The 23,951-nt window shown below is 58.0% G+C and carries 22 protein-coding genes; 16 read left to right on the top strand and 6 right to left on the bottom strand.

Annotated elements, in window-relative coordinates; genetic code table 11:
- The first annotated feature begins 231 nt into the window (after nt 1-231).
- Nucleotides 232-1,719, top strand: coding sequence for a helicase HerA-like domain-containing protein (locus tag ACWGZX_RS07805; protein ID WP_452627915.1), 1,488 nt, complete (start codon nt 232-234; stop codon nt 1,717-1,719).
- Nucleotides 1,720-1,826: 107 nt separating this feature from the next.
- Here the strand turns inward: ACWGZX_RS07805 and ACWGZX_RS07800 are convergent, their stop codons facing one another.
- Nucleotides 1,827-2,282 carry a DUF721 domain-containing protein gene (locus ACWGZX_RS07800; protein ID WP_223511825.1) on the bottom strand — a complete coding sequence of 152 codons (456 nt, stop codon included), beginning with the start codon at nt 2,280-2,282 and terminating at the stop codon, nt 1,827-1,829.
- Nucleotides 2,283-2,589: 307 nt separating this feature from the next.
- Here ACWGZX_RS07800 and secA point away from each other — a divergent pair, with 307 nt between their 5' ends.
- The 4 genes from secA to ACWGZX_RS07780 all read left to right on the top strand — a co-directional run bounded on the left by secA (nt 2,590) and on the right by ACWGZX_RS07780 (nt 8,409).
- Nucleotides 2,590-5,325, top strand: a complete 2,736-nt coding sequence (gene secA, locus ACWGZX_RS07795) for a preprotein translocase subunit SecA (RefSeq protein WP_452627914.1) — start codon at nt 2,590-2,592, stop codon at nt 5,323-5,325.
- A gap of 123 nt (nt 5,326-5,448) precedes the next feature.
- The gene (gene argJ / locus ACWGZX_RS07790) at nt 5,449-6,666 is read left to right on the top strand and encodes a bifunctional glutamate N-acetyltransferase/amino-acid acetyltransferase ArgJ (RefSeq protein ID WP_223511827.1); all 1,218 of its coding nucleotides are present in this window, start codon (nt 5,449-5,451) and stop codon (nt 6,664-6,666) included.
- A 163-nt stretch (nt 6,667-6,829) separates the two neighbouring features.
- On the top strand, nt 6,830-7,462 hold the full coding sequence (locus tag ACWGZX_RS07785; protein ID WP_452627913.1) for a glutathione S-transferase family protein: 633 nt from the start codon (nt 6,830-6,832) through the stop codon (nt 7,460-7,462).
- Nucleotides 7,459-8,409: a Nudix family hydrolase gene (locus tag ACWGZX_RS07780; RefSeq protein WP_452627912.1), complete on the top strand. Its 951-nt coding sequence runs from the start codon at nt 7,459-7,461 to the stop codon at nt 8,407-8,409. The genes ACWGZX_RS07785 and ACWGZX_RS07780 overlap by 4 nt, the downstream gene beginning before the upstream one ends.
- 120 nt (nt 8,410-8,529) lie before the next feature.
- On the opposite strand, the gene ACWGZX_RS07775 is transcribed toward ACWGZX_RS07780, so the two are convergent.
- The 3 genes from ACWGZX_RS07775 to ACWGZX_RS07765 are packed head-to-tail and all read right to left on the bottom strand — an operon-like array spanning nt 8,530 to nt 12,114.
- The gene (locus ACWGZX_RS07775) at nt 8,530-9,111 is read right to left on the bottom strand and encodes a cob(I)yrinic acid a,c-diamide adenosyltransferase (RefSeq protein WP_452627911.1); all 582 of its coding nucleotides are present in this window, start codon (nt 9,109-9,111) and stop codon (nt 8,530-8,532) included.
- Nucleotides 9,112-9,114: 3 nt separating this feature from the next.
- Nucleotides 9,115-11,151 carry a sensor histidine kinase gene (locus ACWGZX_RS07770; RefSeq protein WP_452627910.1) on the bottom strand — a complete coding sequence of 679 codons (2,037 nt, stop codon included), beginning with the start codon at nt 11,149-11,151 and terminating at the stop codon, nt 9,115-9,117.
- 45 nt (nt 11,152-11,196) lie between these two features.
- Nucleotides 11,197-12,114, bottom strand: coding sequence for a putative 2-dehydropantoate 2-reductase (locus tag ACWGZX_RS07765; RefSeq protein ID WP_452627909.1), 918 nt, complete (start codon nt 12,112-12,114; stop codon nt 11,197-11,199).
- 140 nt (nt 12,115-12,254) lie between these two features.
- On the opposite strand from ACWGZX_RS07765, the gene ACWGZX_RS07760 reads away from it, so the two are divergent.
- Entirely contained in the window at nt 12,255-12,740 is a 486-nt protein-coding gene (locus ACWGZX_RS07760) for a YajQ family cyclic di-GMP-binding protein (RefSeq protein WP_007906601.1), read from the top strand.
- Nucleotides 12,741-12,884: 144 nt separating this feature from the next.
- Nucleotides 12,885-13,727: a mechanosensitive ion channel family protein gene (locus ACWGZX_RS07755; protein ID WP_452627908.1), complete on the top strand. Its 843-nt coding sequence runs from the start codon at nt 12,885-12,887 to the stop codon at nt 13,725-13,727.
- A 140-nt stretch (nt 13,728-13,867) separates the two neighbouring features.
- Here the strand turns inward: ACWGZX_RS07755 and ACWGZX_RS07750 are convergent, their stop codons facing one another.
- Nucleotides 13,868-15,214 (bottom strand): OprD family porin, encoded by a 1,347-nt coding sequence (locus tag ACWGZX_RS07750; protein ID WP_452627907.1) that lies wholly within the window; start codon nt 15,212-15,214, stop codon nt 13,868-13,870.
- An 871-nt stretch (nt 15,215-16,085) separates the two neighbouring features.
- Here ACWGZX_RS07750 and ACWGZX_RS07745 point away from each other — a divergent pair.
- A complete protein-coding gene (locus ACWGZX_RS07745; protein WP_452627906.1) occupies nt 16,086-16,511 on the top strand; it encodes an HIT family protein in 426 nt (141 codons plus the stop codon).
- Nucleotides 16,512-16,514: 3 nt separating this feature from the next.
- A complete protein-coding gene (locus tag ACWGZX_RS07740) occupies nt 16,515-16,721 on the top strand; it encodes a SlyX family protein (protein ID WP_223511838.1) in 207 nt (68 codons plus the stop codon).
- A 74-nt stretch (nt 16,722-16,795) separates the two neighbouring features.
- Here the strand turns inward: ACWGZX_RS07740 and ACWGZX_RS07735 are convergent, their stop codons facing one another.
- Entirely contained in the window at nt 16,796-17,398 is a 603-nt protein-coding gene (locus ACWGZX_RS07735) for a cold-shock protein (protein ID WP_317849322.1), read from the bottom strand.
- A gap of 540 nt (nt 17,399-17,938) precedes the next feature.
- Here ACWGZX_RS07735 and ACWGZX_RS07730 point away from each other — a divergent pair.
- The 7 genes from ACWGZX_RS07730 to ruvB all read left to right on the top strand — a co-directional run bounded on the left by ACWGZX_RS07730 (nt 17,939) and on the right by ruvB (nt 23,863).
- Nucleotides 17,939-18,277 (top strand): ribbon-helix-helix domain-containing protein, encoded by a 339-nt coding sequence (locus ACWGZX_RS07730; RefSeq protein ID WP_223511839.1) that lies wholly within the window; start codon nt 17,939-17,941, stop codon nt 18,275-18,277.
- 136 nt (nt 18,278-18,413) lie between these two features.
- The gene (locus ACWGZX_RS07725; protein WP_010457489.1) at nt 18,414-18,635 is read left to right on the top strand and encodes an FmdB family zinc ribbon protein; all 222 of its coding nucleotides are present in this window, start codon (nt 18,414-18,416) and stop codon (nt 18,633-18,635) included.
- A 111-nt stretch (nt 18,636-18,746) separates the two neighbouring features.
- Nucleotides 18,747-20,522 (top strand): aspartate--tRNA ligase, encoded by a 1,776-nt coding sequence (gene aspS, locus ACWGZX_RS07720; RefSeq protein ID WP_452627905.1) that lies wholly within the window; start codon nt 18,747-18,749, stop codon nt 20,520-20,522.
- 116 nt (nt 20,523-20,638) lie between these two features.
- Complete coding sequence (locus ACWGZX_RS07715; RefSeq protein WP_452627904.1) at nt 20,639-21,385, top strand: YebC/PmpR family DNA-binding transcriptional regulator; 747 nt, start codon at nt 20,639-20,641, stop codon at nt 21,383-21,385.
- 158 nt (nt 21,386-21,543) lie between these two features.
- Nucleotides 21,544-22,068: a crossover junction endodeoxyribonuclease RuvC gene (ruvC, locus tag ACWGZX_RS07710; RefSeq protein WP_007945844.1), complete on the top strand. Its 525-nt coding sequence runs from the start codon at nt 21,544-21,546 to the stop codon at nt 22,066-22,068.
- Nucleotides 22,069-22,183: 115 nt separating this feature from the next.
- Nucleotides 22,184-22,801 (top strand): Holliday junction branch migration protein RuvA, encoded by a 618-nt coding sequence (gene ruvA / locus ACWGZX_RS07705; protein ID WP_007897033.1) that lies wholly within the window; start codon nt 22,184-22,186, stop codon nt 22,799-22,801.
- On the top strand, nt 22,802-23,863 hold the full coding sequence (gene ruvB / locus ACWGZX_RS07700; RefSeq protein WP_452627903.1) for a Holliday junction branch migration DNA helicase RuvB: 1,062 nt from the start codon (nt 22,802-22,804) through the stop codon (nt 23,861-23,863). It abuts the gene before it with no gap.
- Nucleotides 23,864-23,951 lie beyond the last annotated feature (88 nt).

The following is a 23,951-nucleotide window of genomic DNA, read 5'->3' as shown; positions in this document are numbered from 1 at the left end:
CGGCGGCAAGCAAAATTTTATGGCTGAAGCGCAGGTTTTTGTTCATGGCTTGGGGTTCCGCTAAGGTCTTAATGTCCTGGGCGTGCTTTTATAAAGACACGCTAAGTGGGCAATGTTGTAAATAAGCTGATATTTCCGTTCTTTCCTTAGGGAATTACCGACGCTGATTTCTATGCAGTCTCGGTTTTTGTATCGGCCGTGCCGGCTCAAAGATTAACCATGGGTGACAAAATGCCTGACTCATTGCAACTCGTTCTCGGCGCCGACCTTGCCGGCCAGTCCATTGCCCAGGCCATGCGTCTGGCCAACCGTCACGGTCTGGTCGCAGGCGCTACCGGGACGGGTAAAACCGTCACGTTGCAGCGCATGGCCGAAGCCTTCAGTGACGCGGGCGTGGCGGTGTTTGCCGCCGATATCAAGGGCGACCTGTGTGGTCTCGGTGCCGCCGGCAACCCGCAAGGCAAGATTGCCGAGCGCATCGCCGGGATGCCGTGGCTGAATCACAAGCCTCAGGCGTATCCGGTGACCCTGTGGGACATTCATGGCCAGTCTGGTCATCCATTGCGCACCACCTTGAGTGAAATGGGCCCGTTACTGCTGGGCAGTCTGCTGGAGCTGACCGACAGCCAGCAGTCGGCGCTGTACGCGGCGTTCAAGGTGGCGGATCGCGAAGGGCTATTGCTGCTGGATCTCAAGGATCTGAAGGCGTTGCTCAATCACCTGCGTGACAACCCGGAATTGCTCGGGGATGACGCCGCGTTGATGACTACCGGCTCAAGTCAGGCGCTGTTGCGGCGTTTGGCAACGCTGGAACAACAAGGCGCTGAAGCGCTGTTCGGCGAACCGGCGCTGCAACTCGAAGACATCCTGCAGCCGACCGCTGATGGTCGAGGGCGTATTCACTTGCTGGATGCCAGTCGTCTGGTTCACGAAGCACCGAAGGTTTATGCGACGTTCCTGCTCTGGCTGCTCGCTGAACTGTTCGAGCAGTTGCCAGAGCGCGGTGATGCGGACAAACCGCTGCTGGCGTTGTTTTTCGACGAAGCGCACTTGTTGTTCGCCGGTACGCCCAAGGCGTTGCAGGACCGGTTGGAGCAGGTGGTGCGGCTGATTCGTTCGAAAGGCGTCGGGGTGTATTTCGTCACCCAATCGCCGGGTGACTTGCCGGATGACGTGCTGGCTCAGTTGGGGTTACGCATCCAGCACGGTTTGCGCGCGTTCACGGCCAAGGAACAGAAATCCTTGCGCGCCGTGGCCGAGGGATTCCGGCCGAACCCGGCGTTCGATGCCTTGTCGGTATTGACCGAATTGGGGATTGGCGAGGCGCTGGTCGGGACGCTGGCCGATAAAGGCACGCCCGAAATGGTCCAGCGTGTATTGATCGCGCCGCCGCAATCGCGGATCGGACCGCTGAGCGAGGCCGAACGTGCGGCATTGATCGCCGGTTCGCCGTTGCAGGGGCGATATGACAAACCGATTGATCGAGAATCGGCTTATGAAGTGCTGATGGGGCGCAAGGGGCTGGCACCCGATCCGGATGCGGCGCCAGTCAAACCTGTACCCGAAGAGCCAAGTTTTACTGAACAGGCTGGGGAGTTTCTCGGGACGGCAGCCGGTCAGGCATTAAAATCGGCCATGCGACAGGCGGCCAATCAATTGGGCCGACAGTTGGTGCGCGGGTTGATGGGCTCGTTGCTCGGTGGCAAAAAAAGCCGCTAAACCCTGTAGGAGCATGGCTTGCCCGCGATGAACGATAACGCGGTGTATCTGTTGCACTGCGGCGCTCCCATCGCGGGCAAGCCATGCTCCTACAGAAATCGGTGATCTCAGGTCTTTGGTTTTGCGTGAGCCGCAAGCCGTTCCAGCGCGGCCCGCAGATTCGGATCGGTGATCCCGTCGGCCGTCGCCTGAATGGTCGCGCCCGCATCCGTCGACAAACTGATGGTATGCCCCGCCGCCCCTTGCTGAACGGTCGGTGGCTGAACCTTGAACAAAATCCGCGTCAAACTGGCGAACTCATCAAACATCTGTAGCTGACGCTGCAAACGCTTTTGCTGATAACGCAGGCGGGTCGCCCAATGTCCGTCGGTGACGATCAGCAATAAACTGCCTTCGCGCCACGACGCCACATGGCAATGTTCGCGAGCGGCGGGCTGCAATTGGCTTTCGAGCAGGCGTTGTAAATGACCCAGGCGTTGAGCATGGCCAAAAATAGCTTTCAGCGGCTTGGCTTCGCGAAGCAGAACGGCGGGGGCTCTGGCCGTAAGAGGGCGAAATGCCATGATCAGACACCTGAAGTAACAGAGCCGCCATGGTAGCAGAAAGCACCACGTGCACCTGACCCATTGCTTTGCGCGCGCTTTACCCATTAAATCAACGAGTAACTTCTGCCGTGAATGGCTTGAAGTTCAGCAAAAAGCCCTTATTTTAAGTGAGCCCCGTTACAGCGCAGTGCATGCATCGTGGAACAACGCCACTTTCCTCACCATCGTTTCCGGGTAGAATGCTCGTTCGCATGCGGCCATGAGGGCTGCACGGGCGACTCACGGGGCCGCCCTCCATCCCTTTAGTGTGGAAGATCCTGCCGATATGTTTGCGCCTTTGTTAAAGAAACTTTTTGGAAGCAAGAACGAGCGTGAAGTCAAACGCATGCTCAAGACGGTGCAACTCGTCAATGCCTTCGAAGAGCAAATGGTGGCCCTTTCGGACGATCAATTGCGTGCCAAGACAGATGAGTTCAAGGCCCGCATCGCCAAAGGGGAATCCCTCGACAAGATGCTGCCAGAAGCCTTTGCGGTCGCCCGCGAAGCCGGCAAGCGCGTCATGGGTATGCGCCACTTCGATGTCCAGCTGATCGGCGGCATGACCTTGCATGAAGGCATGATCGCGGAAATGCGTACCGGTGAAGGCAAGACCCTGGTGGCAACACTGGGCGTTTACCTCAACGCACTGTCCGGCAAGGGCGTGCACGTTGTAACGGTGAACGACTACCTGGCCCGCCGTGACGCCAACTGGATGCGTCCGCTCTATGAGTTCCTCGGCATGACGGTCGGCGTGGTTACGCCTTTCCAGCCGCCGGAAGAGAAACGTCTGGCTTACGCCGCCGACATTACTTACGGCACCAACAACGAATTCGGTTTCGATTACCTGCGCGACAACATGGCGTTCAGCATGGAAGAAAAATTCCAGCGTGAACTCAATTTTGCCGTGATCGACGAAGTCGACTCCATCCTCATCGACGAAGCCCGTACTCCGCTGATCATCTCCGGTCAGGCCGAGGACAGCTCCAAGCTGTACATCGAGATCAACAAACTGATCCCGACGCTTGAGTTGCACGTCGAAGAAGTTGAAGGCGAAGTCACCAAGGCTGGCCACTACACCGTCGATGAGAAGACCCGTCAGGTCGAACTCAACGAAGCCGGTCACCAGTACGTCGAAGAAACGCTCACCAGCATCGGCCTGCTGGCTGAAGGCGAAAGCCTGTATTCGGCACACAACCTGAGCCTGCTGACTCACGTTTATGCCGGCCTGCGTGCGCACAAACTGTTCCACCGCAATATCGAGTACATCGTGCAGGACGGCCAGGTTGTCCTGGTCGACGAACACACCGGTCGTACCATGCCGGGCCGTCGTTTGTCCGAAGGTCTGCACCAGGCCATCGAAGCCAAGGAAAACCTGAACATTCAGGCCGAGAGCCAGACCCTGGCATCGACCACGTTCCAGAACTACTTCCGCCTGTACAACAAGCTGTCCGGCATGACCGGTACGGCCGACACCGAGGCGTTCGAGTTCCATCAGATCTATGGCCTGCAGGTCATGGTCATTCCGCCGAACAAGCCGCTGGCACGTAAAGACTACAACGACCTGGTGTTCCTGACGGCCGACGAGAAGTACACGGCTATCGTGGCTGACATCAAGGAAAGCATGGCGGCGGGTCGTCCGGTGCTGGTGGGTACCGCGACCATCGAAACGTCCGAACACATGTCTCGCCTGCTCGTTGAACAAGGCATCGAACACAAGGTTCTGAACGCCAAGTTCCACGAAAAGGAAGCCGAGATCATTGCCCAGGCCGGTCGCCCTGGCGCACTGACCATCGCCACCAACATGGCCGGTCGTGGTACCGACATCCTGTTGGGCGGTAACTGGGAAGTAGAAGTGGCTTCCCTGGAAGATCCAACGCCAGAGCAGATTGCCCAGATCAAGGCCGACTGGCAGAAGCGTCACCAGCAAGTGCTCGAATCGGGCGGCTTGCAGGTGATTGCTTCCGAACGTCACGAATCGCGCCGTATCGACAACCAGCTGCGTGGTCGTGCCGGTCGTCAGGGCGACGCCGGTTCCAGCCGCTTCTACCTGTCGCTGGAAGACAGCCTGATGCGTATCTTCGCCTCTGATCGGGTGAAGAACTTCATGAAGGCCCTGGGCATGCAGCCAGGCGAGGCGATCGAGCACCGTATGGTGACCAACGCCATTGAGAAGGCTCAACGCAAGGTTGAAGGCCGTAACTTCGACATTCGTAAGCAACTGCTTGAGTTCGACGACGTCAACAACGAACAGCGTAAAGTGATTTATCACATGCGTAACACGTTGCTGGCCGCTGACAACATTGGTGAAACCATCACCGATTTCCGTCAGGACGTGCTCAACGCCACCGTCAGCGCACATATTCCTCCACAGTCGCTGCCTGAGCAGTGGGACGTGGCCGGTCTGGAAGCTGCGTTGCAGAGCGACTTCGGTGTGGCGCTGCCGATCCAGCAATGGCTCGACGAAGACGATCACCTGTACGAAGAGACCCTGCGCGAGAAGCTGATGCAAGAGCTGATTGCTGCGTACAACGAGAAAGAAGACCAGGCGGGCGCCGAAGCGCTGCGCAGCTTTGAGAAGCAAATCGTACTGCGCGTTCTGGATGACCTGTGGAAAGACCACCTGTCGACCATGGACCACCTGCGTCACGGCATTCACTTGCGTGGCTATGCCCAGAAGAACCCGAAGCAGGAATACAAGCGCGAGTCGTTCACGCTGTTCTCCGAGCTGCTGGATTCGATCAAGCGCGACTCGATCCGTGTGCTGTCCCACGTTCAGGTTCGCCGCGAAGACCCGATCGAAGAAGAACAACGCCTGCGTCAGGAAGCCGAAGCGCTGGCTGCACGCATGCAGTTCCACCACGAAGAAGCACCGGGTCTTGAGCAAGTGGAACCGTTGGGCGAGGAAATTGATGTCGCCCTGGCCGTAGCACCGGTTCGCAACGAGCAGAAGCTGGGCCGTAACGAGCTGTGCTATTGCGGTTCGGGCAAGAAATTCAAGCATTGCCACGGGCAGATCCAGTAAAACCCGTTTCAAACGCTGAAATACCCGCGCCGCGACCGGCATCAGCCGTCGCGGCGTTTTGCCATTTAATACCACCGTCCATCGTATGACGGTGATGACTACATTTTTTTAAGGAGCGCATTCATGGCTGTTGGTCTTGGTCCTTTGCCAACGTTGCACCCGGTTGCCGGTTTTGAACTCGGTATCGCCTCGGCCGGCATCAAGCGCCCGGGGCGCAAGGATGTTGTGGTCATGCGCTGCGCCGAAGGCTCCACGGTCGCAGGCGTCTTCACGCTCAACGCCTTTTGCGCCGCGCCCGTGATCCTGGCCAAGCAACGTGTGCAAGGTCCGGTGCGCTACCTGTTGACCAACACCGGCAATGCCAACGCCGGCACCGGCGAACCCGGCCTGGCCGCTGCCGAGCGTACGTGCGCCAAACTGGCTGAGCTGACGGGCGTTGATGCCAGCCTGGTGCTGCCGTACTCCACGGGTGTGATCGGCGAGCCGCTGCCGGTCGAGAAAATCGAAGGCGCGCTGCAAGCGGCCCTCGACGACCTGTCGATCCACAACTGGGAAGCTGCCGCCACCGGTATCATGACCACCGACACCCTGCCAAAGGGTGCCAGCCGCCAGTTCCAGCATGACGGCGTGACCATCACCGTGACCGGCATCAGCAAAGGCGCGGGCATGATCCGTCCGAACATGGCGACCATGCTCGGCTACATCGCCACCGATGCCAAAGTCTCCCGTGACGTGCTGCAAAACCTGCTGCTGGACGGTGCCAACAAGTCGTTCAACCGCATCACCATCGACGGCGACACCTCGACCAACGATTGCTGCATGCTGATCGCCACCGGTCAGGCTGCCTTGCCGGAGATCACCCGCACCGAAGGCGAATTGTTCGCCAAGCTCAAGCAAGCGGTGTTCGAGGTGTGCATGGACGTGGCTCAGGCCATCGTTCGCGACGGTGAAGGCGCCACCAAGTTCGTCACCGTTGAAGTCAACGGCGGCGGCAACCACCAGGAATGCCTGGACGTCGGTTACACCGTGGCGCACTCGCCGCTGATCAAGACGGCTTTGTTCGCCTCCGATCCGAACTGGGGCCGTATTCTGGCTGCCGTCGGTCGTGCCGGCGTACCGAACCTGGACGTGAGCAAGATCGACGTGTTCCTCGGCGAGGTGTGCATTGCCAGCCAAGGCGCACGCGCCGCGACTTACACCGAAGCCCAGGGCGCTGCAGTGATGCAGCAGGAAGAGATCACTATTCGTATCGAGTTGGGTCGCGGCGATTGCAGCGAAACCATCTGGACCACCGACTTGTCCCACGAATACGTGAAGATCAACGCCGAGTACCGTACTTAAGACCGAGTCGCTTCAATCGCGGGCAAGCCTTGCTCCTACAGTTTTGTGTCGTTCACAACACCCGTGAACAACATCAACCCCGTAGGAGCAAGGCTTGCCCGCGATGACGGACGACCAGACACTGAAGTTTCTGGTCTGTGCCCCTCATCAAAAGGTCCCGAACATGAGCCTCCACCTGATCATCGGCGACAAACTGCATTCCTCCTGGTCCCTGCGCGGCGCACTGGCCCTCGACTTGACCGGTGCTGCCTACACCGAAGAACTGATCAAGCTGGGGCAACCGGACACCCGTGAGCGCCTGCTCAAGCATTCGCCGACCGGTAAAGTCCCGCTGCTGAAAACCGAACACGGCACCATCGCCGATTCCCTGGCGATTGCCGAGTATCTGGCCGAGCAATTTCCCGAGGCGGGTCTCTGGCCAAAAGACACCGCCGCCCGTGCGCAGGCGCGTTCGGCCTGTGCGCAGATGCACGCCGGTTTTTTTGCCATGCGTGGCAACATGCCGTTCGACCTGAGCCGCGATGCACCGCTGTCGCAGGCGCCTGATGATGTTCAGGCCGACATCCAGCGCATGCTGGCGTTGTGGGCTGAATGCCGCGAGGCGGCGACCGACACCGGTCCTTTCCTGTTCGGCGACGCGACCCTGGCCGATGCTTTCTTCGCACCGATTGCCGTACGCCTGCGCACCTATCAGGTGAAATTGCCGGCAACGGACGAGGCCTACGTCGAAACGATTTATCAATGGCCGGCTTTCAAGGCCTGGCAGAAAGCAGGTCTGGAGGAGGTTGGGCAGTGAAACGAGTCCATGTAGCCGCCGCCGTCATCCGTGATCACAGCGGCAAGATCCTCATTGCACGCCGTGCCGACACTCAGCATCAGGGTGGTTTGTGGGAGTTTCCCGGGGGCAAGGTCGAGGGCGACGAGTCCGTCGAAACCGCGCTGAGCCGTGAACTTCAGGAAGAGCTGGGTATTGTGGTCAGCGCTGCGCGACCGCTGATCAAGGTTCATCACGACTACCCGGACAAGCACGTGTTGCTGGATGTCTGGGAAGTCTCGGCCTTTACCGGCGAACCTCACGGCGCTGAAGGCCAGCCGTTGGAGTGGGTGTCACCGCGCGATCTGTTGAACTACGAGTTCCCGGCGGCCAACCAGCCAATCGTCGCTGCTGCGCGGTTACCGGCCGAATACTTGATTACCCCGCAAGACCTGGAAACCCCGGCCTTGCTGCGCGGCATTCAGAAGGCCATCGCGGGGGGGATCAAACTGATCCAGCTACGAGCGCCCAACGGCTACGATCCCAAATACCGCGATCTGGCGGTGGACGCGGCGGGGCTGTGTGCGGGCAAGGCGCAGCTGATGATCAAGGGGCCGTTCGAATGGCTCGGTGATTTTCCGTCCGCGGGTTGGCACATCACTTCGGCGCAGTTGCGTAAATACGCGGCAGCGGGGCGTCCCCTGCCAGCATCGCGCTGGTTGGCAGCGTCGTGCCATAACGCGGAAGAACTGGCATTGGCCGAGCAGATGGGCGTGGACTTTGTGACCCTGTCCCCGGTGCAAAAGACCCAGACGCATCCAGATGCGCAGCCGTTGGGTTGGGAGCAGGCTTCGGTGTTGATCGAGGGGTTCAGCAAGCCGGTGTTCCTGTTGGGCGGTGTTGGTCCGGCAGAGCGGCAGAAGGCCTGGGAAGCTGGGGCGCAGGGTGTGGCGGGGATTCGGGCGTTCTGGCCTGATTCTTTGGTGTAGCTACCGGCCTCTTCGCGGGCAAGTCGAATCGTCGCACCGCCGCTCCTACATTGAATTTGTGTACGCACCGATCAACTGTAGGAGCGGGCTTGCCCGCGAAGGCGTCCTGACAGGCGCCGATTATTCCTGAGGTTTAGCGGCAGGCTTCCACAAAATCTCCGCAACCCCCTGCCGCTTGGCAATCAACCGCGCCACCACAAACAACACATCCGACAACCGATTGATATACGCCAACCCAACCCCGGCCAGCGGTTCGATCGCATTCAACTGCTGGCACCGCCGCTCTGCACTGCGCGCCAGGCTTCTGCACACATGGGCCTGAGCGATCAGCGCTGAACCGCCTGGCAAAATGAAATTCTCCAGCGGCCCCAACTCTTCATTCCACCGATCAATCGCCGCTTCCAGTCGTTCGATTTCCGCCGCGTCCAGCGCCTGGTACACCGGCATCGCCAGCTCGCCACCCAGGTCGAACAACCGGTGCTGGCAAGGCGCCAAAACCTCGATTACCTCGTTCAACCCCGGATACGTGACGCTTTCTGCGGCCAAGCCGGCCAGCAGTACGCCGACCTGGCTGTTCAGCGAATCGACTTCGCCAATGGCTTCGATTCGCGGGTGGTCCTTGGGCACTCGGCGACCATCTCCGAGCCCGGTTTCGCCTTTGTCGCCAGTGCGGGTGTAAATCTTCGACAAGCGAAAGCCCATGGGTTACCTCGATAGCTGATTGAGTTCTTGAGAGGAGACCGTCGTGCCCGACAAGGGCAGGCGCAAGGTGAAGCAGGTGCCTTGGCCCGGCGTCGACTGCACTTCCATCTGCCCCTTGTGATTGTTGGTGATGATGAAATAGGAAACTGACAGGCCCAGGCCGGTGCCCTGGCCAATTTCCTTGGTGGTGAAAAACGGCTCGAACGTGCGTTTGCGCACGCTTTCGCTCATGCCGATGCCATTGTCCTCGACCTGGATTTCCGCCCATGGCGGATTCAGTCGAGTACGCAGAATGATCCGCCCAGGTTCGCTGTCATCTTCACGCTGGTGAATGGCCTGGGCCGCGTTTTTCAACAGGTTGAGTAGCACTTGTTCCAGTTCGTTGGCCGTGCCGGGCACCGGGCCCAGAGCCGGATCGAACTGGCGAACGATCGCCTGGCCCTTGAAGTCAAAACCGATCGCCAGGTCGAAGTCATTACCGGCGATTTCCACCGCTTGATCGATCAGCGCGGGCAGGTCGCAGGGGGCCATTTGCCGGGTGCTGCGGCGGCTGAAGCTGAGCATGTGCGTGACAATCTTCGCCGCGCGAGCGCCAGCCTGCTGAATGCCATCCAGCAATTGCGGCACTTCACGCACTTGCAGGTAGTGGTTGACCGTGTTCAGTTCGACACCGATCTGCTCGGCCTGCTCCATGTTCTTCGGCAGATCAGGAGACAGGCGTCGGCGAATGTTCTGGACGTTATGCAGGATCGCGCCCAACGGGTTATTGATTTCGTGGGCCATGCCGGCGGCAAGGCCTCCGACCGAGAGCATTTTTTCCGACTGCACCATCATTTCTTCCAGGGACAGACGCTGGGTAATGTCGTCGATCCGGATCACCACGCCACGCCCGGCGCCGCCCATCAGCGGGTAAAAGGTCAGGGCGTAATGTTTGGGCTCATCATCCTTGAACCACGTTACCCGTTCGATCTTCGCCACGGTGTGCTGCTCGACGGTTTGCTTGAGCTGCGGCAGAAACGGCTTCAGCGGTTCGAAGGCGAGGAAGATCGGCTGGTTCAAGGCTTCGTCCAGGCGCGTGCCGGACAGGGCGCTGGCCTCTTGATTCCACTGGGTCACGTAAAGCTGTTCGTCGAGGGCGATCAGCGCCGACGGCATGGAGTCGATAATGCTGTTGAGGTAGTTCTGGAAGCCGGTGAGTTTTTTCTCGATCTTGCTGCGCACCTGGACTTCGAGTTCCAGCTTGCGATTGGTATGGCGCGTTTCTTCGGCCAGGCCCTGGGCCTGATCATAAGCGGCCTGGGAGTCGTCGCGGGCACGCTTGAGTTGCTGTTCCCGGGCCTCGATCCGCGAGAGCATGGTGTTGAACGCTTCGGCGAGGCTGCCGATTTCGTCGTGGTTGCCACGGGAGGCACGCAGCGCGTAGTTCTCTTCGCGGGTCACTTGCCGGGACAGCTCTTCGAGTTCATGGATAGGCCGTGTGATCAGGCGTTTGATTTGCCGGGCGATCACCAGCCACAACAGCACGCTGAAGATCAGAATGCCCAGGCTGGCGGTCAGCGTGCCGGTGTAGAACGCCATTGGCAATTCGCTGCTGGCCACCAACAGTAAATGGCCGGGCTCGGTGCCGGGACGGGGCAGGGTGATCAGTTGATTACTGCGAAACTCGGTCGCTTGCCAGGCTTCAATGTGCTGATAGCGGCCCGGCAGACTCAGTTTGTCGCCATGCTGCAACTGCGCCAGCCGTTCGCCCTTGCCGTCATAAAGCGCGGCCGCACGCAGGGGTGAGTAACTGTCGAGTTCGTTGAGCAGGCGCTCGGCGTTTTGTGGCGACTTTAAGGCATCGGCCACCAGGCTGGGGTTGGACACCAGTCGGCCAATGGTCTGCAAGGCTTGGGGCGCCATGCTTTCCTGGGAGATGTAATACGCCGCGCTGATGAACGTCAGGTTGGCGACCAGCAGTATGGTGATCAACAGCACCAGCAGGGCAGCCAGTAACTTTTGGCCGACGGGGAGGTTTTCGAGGCGCTGGCGCAGTGGCATCAGGTTCGTCGCTGAAAAGGAACAAGTGGCCAGCGTAGCCGCTGCTCAGTCGCTGGGCAATCCAAGGCTGTGCAGATGGCCGATCAGCCGTTGCTGTAATTGATGGAGGTGGGGCAGGTTGAGTTGATGACGCGAGGCTACTTTGCAGACGTAACCCAGCAAGTAGGTGATTTCGGTGCGGCGCATATTCGCTACATCCTGGTACATCGAAGAGTAATTGGCCGCCGTGGCATGGATCACGCGTTCAACTTCCTGTTGCAGGTTTTCCGCCGCCGCGGGCTGGCCACAACGTTCCAGCAACTCGGTCAATTCATCGCAAAGGGTAGCGACTTCGCACTGGTGCTCCTGCAATCCGCCATTGCGGCAATTGTGAAGGACGGTCAACGGATTGATTGCACAGTTGAGCGCCAGCTTGCGCCACAGCCGTGTGAGGATGTCGGTGCTCCATTCATGGGGAATCCCGGCGGCCGTCAGGTCATCCAGCCAGATCGGCGCAACTGGATGGCCGGCATCACCCAGCCAGGTGTAACCGTGACCCGCGAATACCACACGCCAGTCGCCATCGCGAAACGCACCTTCAGTACTCGATGCACTCACGCAACGGGCTTGTGGCACCTGCGCTGCGACAGCGTCCTGACTGCCGAGGCCGTTCTGCAACAGGATCAATTCGGCGTCGGGCGTCAGGCGTGGCGCCAGTTGCGCGACGGCTTTCTCGGCGTCGTAGGCCTTGCAGGCTACCAGCAGGCGTCTGATCGGTTCGCGGTTGTCGGGTGTTTCGCCGGGGATGTCATAGCTGTTGGCTTCGCCGTGCTCGACCAGCGTTAAACCGCCCGCAGCTTGATACGCCTGCAAGCGCTGCGCATCCCGAACGATCAGCCTGACAGGCAGGCCGGCCCGCGCCAGGCGCGTGGCCCACAACGTGCCGAGGCTGCCGGCACCCAATACATGCCAAGGGGTCGACATCAGCTTTTTACTCGGTTTGAGGCTGGCATGTGAGGCTCGCAGTATGGGTTGGAAAAGACCCGTTATAATGAGCCCGATTTTAACCGCAAGCCAAGCGCGCGCCATCGCAATCGAGTGCGCCTTTTTATTGGAGAGATTACATGCCGTCGTTCGACGTGGTATCCGAACTGGACAAACACGAAGTCACCAACGCGGTCGAAAACGCCGTCAAGGAACTCGATCGTCGTTATGACCTGAAGGGCAAGGGCACGTTCGAGTTCAAGGAAAAGGACCTGACCGTCAACCTGACCGCTGAAGCCGATTTCCAGCTCGAAGCGATGATCGAGATCCTCAAGCTGGCGCTGGTCAAGCGCAAAATCGACGTGCAGTGCCTTGAAGTCAAGGATGCCTACGCGTCGGGCAAGCTGATGAAGCAGGAAGCGGTCCTCAAGGAAGGCATCGACAAAGAGCTGGCGAAGAAAATCGTCGCTCACGTCAAAGACGCCAAGCTCAAGGTCCAGGCCGCCATTCAGGGTGAACAGGTGCGCATTACTGGCAAGAAACGTGACGATTTGCAGGAAGCCATCGCAGCCCTGCGCGCCAAGACGTTCGATATGCCGCTTCAGTTCAACAACTTCCGCGACTGACCTTATCAATGCGGGAACCCTGTGGGAGCGAGCCTGCTCGCGAAAGCGGTGTGTCATTCAATAGTGATGTTGACTGATATGCCCTCTTCGCCGGCAAGCCGGTCTCGCTCCCACCCGGATTGCGCTTAACCCAGGAGAAAGTAGATGGATTTGAATACTGAAGTGGACAATCTGGTCAAGGCCTCTCAGGCCTGGATCCCGATGATCATGGAATACGGCAGTCGTGTACTGCTGGCAGTTATCACCCTGGCCGTCGGCTGGTGGCTGATCAACAAAGTGACGGAAAAGCTCGGCGGCCTGTTGGCGCTGCGTAACGCCGACCTTGCGCTGCAAGGGTTCATCAGCAGCCTGGCTAATATCATTCTCAAGGTTTTGCTGATCGTCAGCGTAGCGTCGATGATCGGTGTGGAAACCACATCGTTCGTCGCGGCCATCGGTGCGGCGGGTCTGGCCATCGGTCTGGCTTTGCAGGGCAGCCTGGCAAACTTCGCCGGTGGCGTGTTGATTCTGCTGTTCCGCCCGTTCCGGATCGGTGACTGGATCGAAGCCCAAGGTGTTGCTGGTACCGTCGACAGCATTCAGATCTTCCACACGGTACTGCGTACCGGCGATAACAAAACCATCATCGTGCCCAACGGCAACTTGTCGAACGGCATCATCACCAATACCAATCGTCAACCAACGCGCAAAGTGGTGTTCGACGTCGGTGTTGATTACGAAGCGGACTTGCAGAAGGCCCGTGAAGTTTTGCTGGAACTGGCCAAAGATCCGCGTGTATTGGCAGATCCAGCACCTCAGGCAGTGGTTTCTACTCTGGGTGACAGTTCGATCACTCTTTCGCTTCGGGTCTGGGTAAAGACAGCCGATTACTGGGATGTAATGTTCATGTTCAACGAACAGTCCCGCGATCGTTTGAAAACTGCCGGTATTGACATCCCGTTTCCACAGCGGGTTATTCGGGTGGTTCAGGAATCTGTGTCGCAGTGATTGTTTTTTGATCATGTCTGACTGCTAAGTCAGGCATGTTCCTAACAGATCTGATTGTTTAAACGCAATGTTCCAGCCAACAAAAAAGGCCCATCCGGAGATGGGCCTTTCTTTGATTACCGGGTGCTGACTTTCTGCAATTACAGAATGTTGAGCGGGTAGTCGGTGATCAGGCGGAACTCATTGATATCGCCTTCGCCTTCGTCAGCATTGGCGGAGTGCCATGCTTGACGAATGCGGAAGGACAGGTCTTTGGCTGGGCCGTTTTGAATGACGTATTTAACTTCCACGTTGGTTTCGTGGTGTTTGCCGTCTTGGCCGTACAGACCAGCGTAGGCGCTGCCCGCTGGAGTGTTGGTGCCGTCGATGTTCCAACCATTGACGTAACGGGTCATGAAGCTCAGACCAGGAACGCCGTACTCAGCCATTTTCAGGTCATAACGGGCTTGTACCGATTTCTCGCCAGGACCGTTAAAGTCGGAGTATTGGATGGAGTTGGCGAGGAAAATCGAGTCGCCACCGCGGTTGTTCTTGCCCACGCCGATGTAGTCGAACGGAGTCTCGCCGTTAACCTTCTGGAAGCCCAGGGTCAGGGTGTGCGCATTCAGGAACGAGTAAGCAGCAGCCAGCGAGAAGGCGGTGTTGCTGATTTCGCCTGCGTTAGCGTCGCCGGTGTCCTGAGTGTTGTAGATGTTACCGTCGAAGTTCAACGACTGAGTGCCACCCAGTGCGAGGGTGTAGTTCGCGTTGGCGTAGTACTGGTTCCAGATGTTATCGAGCTTGGCACCGTAGAACGAAAGGCTCAGTGCATCGGTGGCGCCCCATTTGATGCCTGCGTAGTCGATGTTGTCGGCTTCTACGCCAGCGTACGTTGCAAACAGGCCGCCGTCACGGGCGTTTTTGTCCTGGCTGGTCGCCGAGTAGAAGTGACCGCCTTCCATGTCAATGTTGTTGAATTCGCTGCTCTGCAGTTGGAAACCGCTGGCAGTTTGAGGAAGGATACGGGAACCGCCAACAGCGAACACTGGAGCAGTGCTTGGCTGCATGTCACCGGCTTTCAGCTCGGTTTTGGATACGCGTACTTTAACGGCGCCGCCGGCTTTGCCTTGGCTGTCGTTGACATGGCGATTGCCATTAGCGTTAGCGGTATCGCTACGGCTCATGTTGCCGGTGCCACCGGTGCCGTCGCCACCATCCAGTTTGATTGCCAGGTAACCGAATGTATCAACGCCAACGCCGATCAGGCCCTTGGTGTAACCGGAGCTGTAGTTGCCCCAGATGCCCTGGGTCCAGTCTTTCTGGTCGTTGGCGCCATTTTTGTTGTCACGGTTGAAGTAGTAGTTGCGAACCAGCAAGTTCAGCGAGCTGTCTTCAACAAAACCTTTGGCTTCAGCCTGGTCACTTACGAAAGGTGCGGCCGTAGCCAACTGAGTACTGGCTGCTGCTGCAACTGCCAGTGCGATGGTGCTCCACTTCATCACGCGCATCGTGATTTGCTCCTTTGGTTTTAGAAGAGTACTGCCGTCCACCTGATTTATTATCTGGGCGGCTCTTTCTTTTTGTGTCGGCGCAAACTTATATCACGCCGACTCTATTGGCGATACTTGCGTATCCATCCTTTCGGCTTCTTTACGACCCTGTCGCAAACAGCTCGGTAGATGTCGCAAATTTACAGCGTCAATGCAAGCGAACCGGCAACTTTAGCGTTGTTTTCCAGGGCTTGAACTTCGGTAAAAAGAGTCCTTGGTGAAACGTTTGAATCTCCATCGGGCAACCCTGCCGCTGTTTTTATTTGCCTTGAGCCTTCCACGTCCCGCAGAGGTTTCAAGGCGATGTGGGTGTGAATGCAACAAACGTGCACAAATTGGCAGTTTGTTGGCTTTTTTTCTTCTGGCCTGCCTTTCGCTGTAAAAACCTCATAAAACCGGGCGTTTCAAGCAAGTTTTATGAGGCTTGACGCAAAGGTTTGCATCGTGTTTCAGCATGCGGGTCGGCGGCGTAACAATGTAAAACGTTACCGGTCCACCCCGCAAGTGAGTAAATGACGGATGCTGACGCGCTCAGCGTAGACGAACTGTGCGATTTTGGTGCAGAAAATTTTAACCGCTGTACCGAATTCATACAGTGCTGTCATTTGTCCGAATCGAACAGATCGTTGTTAATCAGTCATTTCAGTGTTTTTGGCCTCAAAGCTGGTTCTGTAGTGGTGCGTATTGGTAAAAATGCTTCATGTCGGGGCGTGTGTCTGTTCGTGAAGCCAGCGCCGTTCGCAGGTATGCTGCCGTCCTGTCGCTTGGTGCGCCGTCCTTCGGAAGGGGCGCTAAGCTGAAAAATGAGAACCAGGCGGGAGTGCGCACAGTGTTCGCTTTAGATCCACGGCTTCAACAAGACACGCTACCGATCGGGGATTTCCCGCTCTGCCGGTTGCTGTTGTCCAACGATTCGAATTACCCCTGGTTCATCCTGGTGCCGCGTCGTGACGATATCAGCGAGATATTTCAGTTGAGTGTCGCCGAGCAGCAACAGCTGTGGCAGGAGACGACTGCGTTGGCAGAAACGCTGAAGGATTCGTTCGACGCCGACAAGTTGAATGTCGCGACCTTGGGTAACGTTGTCAGTCAGCTACACATGCATGTGATTGTGCGCAAGCGTGATGACGCCGCCTGGCCTGCTCCGGTCTGGGGCAAGCTTGCGGCCACGCCTTACACTGCGGAGCAGATCGTAGCGATTCGCGAACGCCTGCGTTTGGTATTGGCCGAAGACTTTACGTTTCTGGAGGGTTGAATCATGAGCCTGGAAGAACGCGTTACCGATCTGGAGAGCCAGTTGGCGTTTCAGGATGACGCCCTTCAGTCATTGAGTGATGTGCTGGCGACGCAGCAGCGTGCAGTTGAACGCCTGCAGCTGCAAATGGCTGCACTGCTCAAGCGGCAGGAGGAAATGGCCGGCCAATTCGAATCCTTCGAAGAGGAAGCACCACCGCCGCATTACTGACTTTTTATGATAAAGAAGCAGGCAATAAAAAACCGCGAACAGCCTGGCTGTTCGCGGTTTTTTTTAGCCTTGAATCAGCGGCGCGGCAGGGCAGCGATCACATCTTCGGCTTGCAGGCCTTTGTCACGATTCATGACAGAGAACTCCACACGCTGGCCTTCGACCAGAACGCGGTGACCTTCGCCACGAATTGCCCGGAAATGCACGAAAATATCATCACCGGAATCGCGGGAAATAAAGCCGAAGCCTTTGGAGGTGTTGAACCACTTGACGGTGCCGGTATCGCGGTTGCTCATGTCATAGCTTGGCGAGGCGGCGGCCGGTGAAGATTTGTAGAAGCTGACGCCCAGGTGCAGCAAAACGGCGGACAGGGCAGCTAACAGGCTGAACAGAACGGCAGGTTGACCGGCGATGACAGGCATCGGCGCGAGCAACGTCAGAACTTGCAGGAAGACGGCCAGAACCAGCAGCACGCTGACCAGGTTTTGCAGTTGGTGGCGCGGGCCTTTGTTCCAGTAAGGGATAACAGGAGCAAGGGTGAGGTTCAGCAGGCCGAAAAACGCCAGGTACAGCGCATCGGGTTGTTGCAGGTAAGGGACCGCTTCAGCTCGCAGGCTGGGGATGAAGGACAGCAGCAGGGCGGCTGCGCCCGTTAGCAGGTGGACGATTTTCAACATTTTGATTAACTCGCGTTAAGACGGATCACAAGGAAGAGCTGATGGAGCACGGTTCGCTTCAGAACAATAAGAGGCGTTGGACACGTACCCGGTATCAGCCTATGCGCTGCCCCCGGAAAAATAGGCGGTAGCGACACACTGCCTATTTAACAGCAAAGCCTGCAGCTACTCAAATCAGGCAGTCCGGCGGTGCTCTGGTGTTCGACTTGTTGCGGGTCATGTAAGGAAGTAGCCGGCGTGCCCGGCACCGAAGATATGATCAAACAGCTTGCCGAGGGGGCAGGAGGCAGTCAGGTCCTTGGGTTTTGTTCTCTTTCTGGCTTTTTACTTCATCAGGTCTCTTTTGCACGGGGTAAAACGCGCCTGAGCGCGTAGGAAAATGGCCGGCCTAGGACGGGCTCCATGATCCCCCTTTAGCTGTTGGCTTATCCTACGTGGATGGTCATAAAGTCATCTGGATATACCTTTGCGCCTGCGCTTTTATAAGGCAACAGATGTAGCTCTTATAGAAGGCAAGGATGGCAAAGGAGTGTCAGCGATATGGTTTACGAAGACAGGCTGGGCGAAGGGAGTCTCGGTCCGACCAAGGATATTAGGGTTGATCCGTTCGTCAGTGAATTTGATATGGGGCTGGCCCGGCCTTTATCCCGCTCGGTGCGTTTGAATGGTTTTGCGACCTGCTTGCGGCTTGAGCAGGTCTACTGGGATATTTTGGGTGATATGGCCAAGGTCAATTGCTGTTCTGTCAGTGCGCTGCTGTCCCATGTGGACCGCGAGGTGCATTTGCGTCACGGCGGGGTCAAGAACTTCACAGGGCTGGTGCGGGTTGTCTGTGTCGTGCGCAGCTTGAAGGAAGGGGGCTGCATTGTGATGCCCTAGTCGCAGCGGCGTGAGGAGTTGAGTGTCAGTCTGTGCAGTCTTACGGCTGCACAGGCTGCATTTAATGGATATAATCCCGCTCTTTGCCGCAAAACCCAGCGTGTGCGGTAGCAATCTGATCGCCGAGACAACCCCCATGCCGATGTACGACTATCAATGTGCTTCCTGTGGTCATCAGTTGGAAGCCATTCAAAAGATCAGCGCAGCACCGCTGGTCGACTGCCCTGCCTGCCAGGCGCCAGAGCTTAAAAAGATGCTGTCCATGCCAGGCTTCCGCCTCAGCGGCACTGGCTGGTACGAAACCGATTTCAAGACCGGCTCGAAGAAGAACCTGGCCGGCGGCGACAAAGCTGACTAGAGCCTGAGTTGAACCACACGCGTGAGCGCTTGCATCATCCGGCACCTTTATCAAGGGCCGGATGTGCAGGTCTCCAACCGAATTTCGATTACGAGAAGTGAAACCACTACCATGATGCGCAGCCATTATTGCGGCCAACTGAACGAAAGCCTGGAAGGCCAGGAAATTACTCTTTGCGGTTGGGTTCACCGTCGCCGTGACCACGGTGGGGTGATTTTCCTCGATATCCGTGATCGTGACGGTCTGGCCCAGGTGGTGTTCGACCCGGACCGCGCTGAATCCTTCGCCGCCGCCGATCGCGTGCGCAGCGAGTACGTCGTGAAGATCACCGGCAAGGTTCGCCTGCGTCCGGCCGGTGCCACCAACGCCAACATGGCGTCGGGCATGATCGAAGTCCTCGGCTACGAGCTGGAAGTGCTGAACGAATCGGAAACCCCGCCGTTCCCGCTGAACGAGTTCTCCGATGTCGGCGAAGAAACCCGCCTGCGCTATCGCTTCCTTGACCTGCGTCGTCCGGAAATGGCCGAGAAGCTGCGTCTGCGTTCGCGCATGACCACCAGCATCCGTCGCTACCTGGACGAGAACGGCTTCCTCGACGTCGAGACGCCGATCCTGACCCGCGCCACCCCTGAAGGTGCTCGCGACTACCTGGTGCCGAGCCGTACTCACGCCGGTTCGTTCTTCGCCTTGCCGCAATCGCCGCAGCTGTTCAAGCAACTGCTGATGGTGGCCGGCTTCGACCGTTACTACCAGATCGCCAAGTGCTTCCGCGACGAAGACCTGCGTGCCGACCGTCAGCCTGAGTTCACCCAGATCGACATCGAGACCAGCTTCCTCGATGAAAAAGACATCATGGGCCTGACTGAAGGCATGATCCGCAACCTGTTCAAGGAAGTGCTGGATCTGGAATTCGGTGAGTTCCCGCACATGACCTTCGAAGAGGCCATGCGTCGTTATGGTTCCGACAAGCCGGACCTGCGTAACCCGCTGGAGCTGGTTGACGTTGCCGATCAACTCAAAGAAGTTGATTTCAAAGTGTTCAGCGGCCCGGCCAATGATCCGAAGTGCCGTATTGCTGCCTTGCGCGTTCCAGGCGCGGCGAGCATGCCGCGCAAGCAGATCGACGATTACACCAAGTTCGTCGGCATCTACGGTGCCAAGGGCCTGGCGTACATCAAGGTCAACGAGCGCGCCAAAGGCGTTGAAGGTCTGCAATCGCCGATCGTCAAGAACATCCCTGAGGCCAACCTCAATGTAATCCTCGATCGCGTTGGTGCGGTTGACGGCGACATCGTGTTCTTCGGTGCCGACAAAGCCAAAATCGTCAGCGAAGCCCTGGGCGCGTTGCGAATCAAGGTGGGTAACGACCTGGACCTGCTGACCTGCAAGTGGGCGCCAATGTGGGTCGTCGACTTCCCGATGTTCGAAGAGAACGACGACGGCAGCTTCAGCGCCTTGCACCACCCGTTCACCGCGCCGAAGTGCACGCCGGAAGAACTGGAATCCAGCCCGGCGACCGCTCTGTCCCGTGCCTACGACATGGTGCTGAACGGCACCGAGCTGGGTGGCGGTTCGATCCGTATCCACCGTAAGGAAATGCAGCAGACCGTGTTCCGCCTGCTGGGTATCAACGAAGCGGAACAGGAAGAGAAATTCGGCTTCCTGCTCGACGCCCTGAAGTACGGCGCGCCGCCGCACGGTGGCCTGGCCTTCGGTCTGGACCGTCTGGTGATGCTGATGACCGGCGCCCAGTCGATCCGTGAAGTGATCGCCTTCCCGAAAACCCAGAGCGCGGCAGATGTCATGACGCAGGCACCGGGTCAAGTGGATGCCAAGGCATTGCGCGAACTGCACATTCGTCTGCGCGAAACACCAAAGGCTGAGTAAGGCTGACCGCAAAGGCGCATCCTTTTGGGTGCGCCTTTTCTTTAGGTCGAGATTTTTTGTTGCTGGCCGACACTGTGTGGGGCGGGCAATGTTTCAAAGATAATTCGGAGCGAGTTATGGCGGGTCATTCCAAGTGGGCGAACATCAAGCACCGCAAAGAACGTCAGGATGCCAAGAAGGGCAAGATTTTCACCAAGTGGATTCGTGAACTGACTGTTGCTGCCCGTCAGGGTGGCGGTGATCCGGGCTCCAACCCGCGCCTGCGTCTGGCGCTGGACAAGGCCCTTGGCGCGAACATGAGTCGCGACATCATTGATCGCGCGGTTGCACGCGGCGCGGGTGCTGCCGACACCGACGACATGGTCGAGTTGAGCTATGAAGGCTACGGCCCGGGCGGTGTGGCGGTGATGGTCGAGTGCATGACCGATAACCGTAATCGCACTGCCGCTGCTGTTCGCCACGCGTTCAGCAAATGCGGCGGCAATCTCGGCACCGACGGTTCCGTGGCGTATTTGTTCGAGCGCAAAGGGCAGATTTCCTTCGCGCTAGGCGTTGATGAAGACGCGCTGATAGAAGCGGCCATGGAAGCCGACGCCGATGACGTGGTCACCCACGAAGATGGCTCTATTGACGTGTTCACATCTTTCGCTGGCTTCTATGCCGTGCGCAATGCGTTGGAAGCGGCCGGTTTCAAAGGCGAGGACGCAGAAATCGTCATGCTGCCGACCACCAGTGCCGAGCTGGACCTGGAAGGCGCCGAGAAGGTGCTCAAGCTGATCGACATGCTCGAAGACCTGGATGACGTGCAGAACGTTTATTCCAATGCCGATATTCCGGAGTCGGTGGCTGCACAGCTCGGTTAAGGGCGACTAGGATCTATTGTGGGAGCGAGCCTGCTCGCGAATGCGGATTTTCAGGCAACATCGTTGCTGAATATGAAACCGCTTTCGCGAGCAGGCTCGCTCCCACATTTGTTATTCGCTGAATTGAATATTGTGCTTTTACTGAACCCGCAGGCGTTATGACTTTAATTTTGGGTATCGACCCCGGTTCGCGTATTACCGGTTATGGCGTGGTACGCGATACCGGGCGTGGCTGTGTGTACGTCGCGTCGGGCTGCATTCGCACGGGCTCGGGAGAATTGCACGAACGCCTGCAAATCGTTTATCGCGGCGTGCGTGAAATTATCCAGACTTACGGACCGGTCACCATGGGCATCGAAAAAGTGTTCATGGCGCGCAATGCCGACTCCGCGCTGAAACTGGGTCAGGCGCGCGGTGCTGCAATCGTTGCCGGGGCCGAAGAAAGCCTGGAAATCGCCGAGTACACCGCAACCCAGGTCAAGCAGGCCGTAACCGGCACCGGTGCGGCGAACAAAGAACAGGTGCAAATGATGGTCATGCACATGCTGAAACTGACCAGCAAGCCGCAAATCGACGCCTCTGACGCCCTGGCGATTGCCATCTGCCATGCTCACACCCGTTCCAGTTTGTTGCCCCATGGCCTGGGGACGGCACGCAGTCGTGGCGGGCGCTTGCGTCTCTGATAGCATCAGCAGTCTTTTTTATGGAATGAGGGTTGTCGTGTCTGTGTCGTCGGCGCGACCCCTTGTTCTGTTCGTCGCCAGGCATTGATCTGGCCAACGCTCAAGGATCTGAAACGTGATTGGACGCTTGCGCGGCACACTGGCTGAAAAACAGCCGCCGCACCTGATTCTGGATGTAAACGGTCTGGGGTATGAGCTGGAAGTGCCCATGACCACGCTGTATCGCTTGCCGTCGGTCGGTGAACCGCTGACCTTGCACACCCACTTGGTCGTACGCGAAGACGCGCAGTTACTCTATGGTTTCTTCGGCAAGCGTGAGCGAGACTTTTTCCGCGAGTTGATCCGTCTCAACGGCGTAGGGCCAAAATTGGCGCTGGCGTTGATGTCGAGCCTGGAAGTCGATGAGCTGGTCCGTTGCGTGCAGTCCCAGGACACCTCGGCGCTGACCAAGGTGCCAGGTGTGGGCAAAAAAACCGCCGAACGTTTGTTGGTGGAGCTCAAGGATCGCTTCAAAGCCTGGGAAACCGTACCTGCGATGTTCGCCCTGGTGCCAAACCAGCCGGGAGGGCCAGACGCGCCGGCTCCGGTTGCCACCGCCGAAAATGACGCGGTCAGCGCGCTGATCTCCCTGGGCTACAAGCCACAGGAGGCCAGCAAGGCAATTTCCGCGATCAAGGAGAAAGGTTTGAGCAGTGAAGACATGATTCGTCGTGCCCTGAAGGGAATGATTTAAGTGATTGAAGCTGATCGTCTGATTACCGCCACGCCCGGTCCTCGTGATCGCGAGGAAGTCCAGGACCGGGCGATTCGTCCTGTCAGCCTGGCCGAATACATCGGCCAGCCGACTGTTCGCGAGCAAATGGAGTTGTTCATCCAGGCCGCCCGTGGGCGTAACGAGTCGCTGGATCACACGCTGATTTTCGGTCCGCCGGGCTTGGGGAAAACCACCTTGGCGAACATCATCGCCCAGGAAATGGGGGTGTCGATCAAGAGCACGTCGGGGCCCGTGCTTGAGCGTCCGGGTGACCTGGCGGCGCTGTTGACCAACCTTGAACCTCACGACGTGCTGTTCATCGACGAAATCCATCGCCTGTCACCGATTGTCGAAGAAGTGCTGTACCCGGCCATGGAAGATTTCCAGCTCGACATCATGATCGGCGAAGGGCCTGCCGCGCGTTCGATCAAGCTTGATTTGCCGCCATTCACTCTGGTCGGTGCAACCACGCGTGCCGGTATGTTGACCAACCCCTTGCGCGACCGCTTCGGGATCGTCCAGCGCCTGGAGTTCTACAACACCGCTGACCTCGCCACGATTGTCAGTCGTTCGGCGAGCATTCTTGGTTTACCGCTGGACCCGGAAGGCGCCTTTGAAATCGCCCGTCGTGCTCGCGGTACGCCACGGATCGCCAACCGTCTGTTGCGTCGGGTGCGCGATTTCGCCGAAGTGCGCGCCAAGGGGCACATTACCAAGCCGATTGCCGACCTCGCGTTGAATCTGCTGGACGTCGACGAACGTGGTTTCGACCACCAGGACCGGCGTCTGCTGTTGACCATGATCGAGAAGTTCGACGGTGGTCCGGTCGGAGTGGACAGCCTGGCCGCCGCCATCAGCGAAGAACGCCACACCATTGAAGACGTACTCGAGCCATACCTGATCCAGCAGGGCTACATCATGCGCACCCCGAGGGGGCGAGTGGTGACCCGGCATGCGTATTTGCACTTCGGTTTAAACATTCCGTCACGAATGGGTGAAATGCCCGTCGTAGACGAGTTCCTTGATGCCGTGGACGATTAATAATCTTTGCGCACTGATATATTCGGCGTTTGTGCGGTTCCAGGACCGTACTTTTGCCGCAAAGCCGCAGATCAATGAAAAACAGTTG

It is taken from the genome of Pseudomonas sp. CLCA07 (assembly GCF_053615335.1).
Note: the sequence above shows the minus strand (reverse complement) of the source record. Positions and strands in the feature narration are given on the sequence as shown.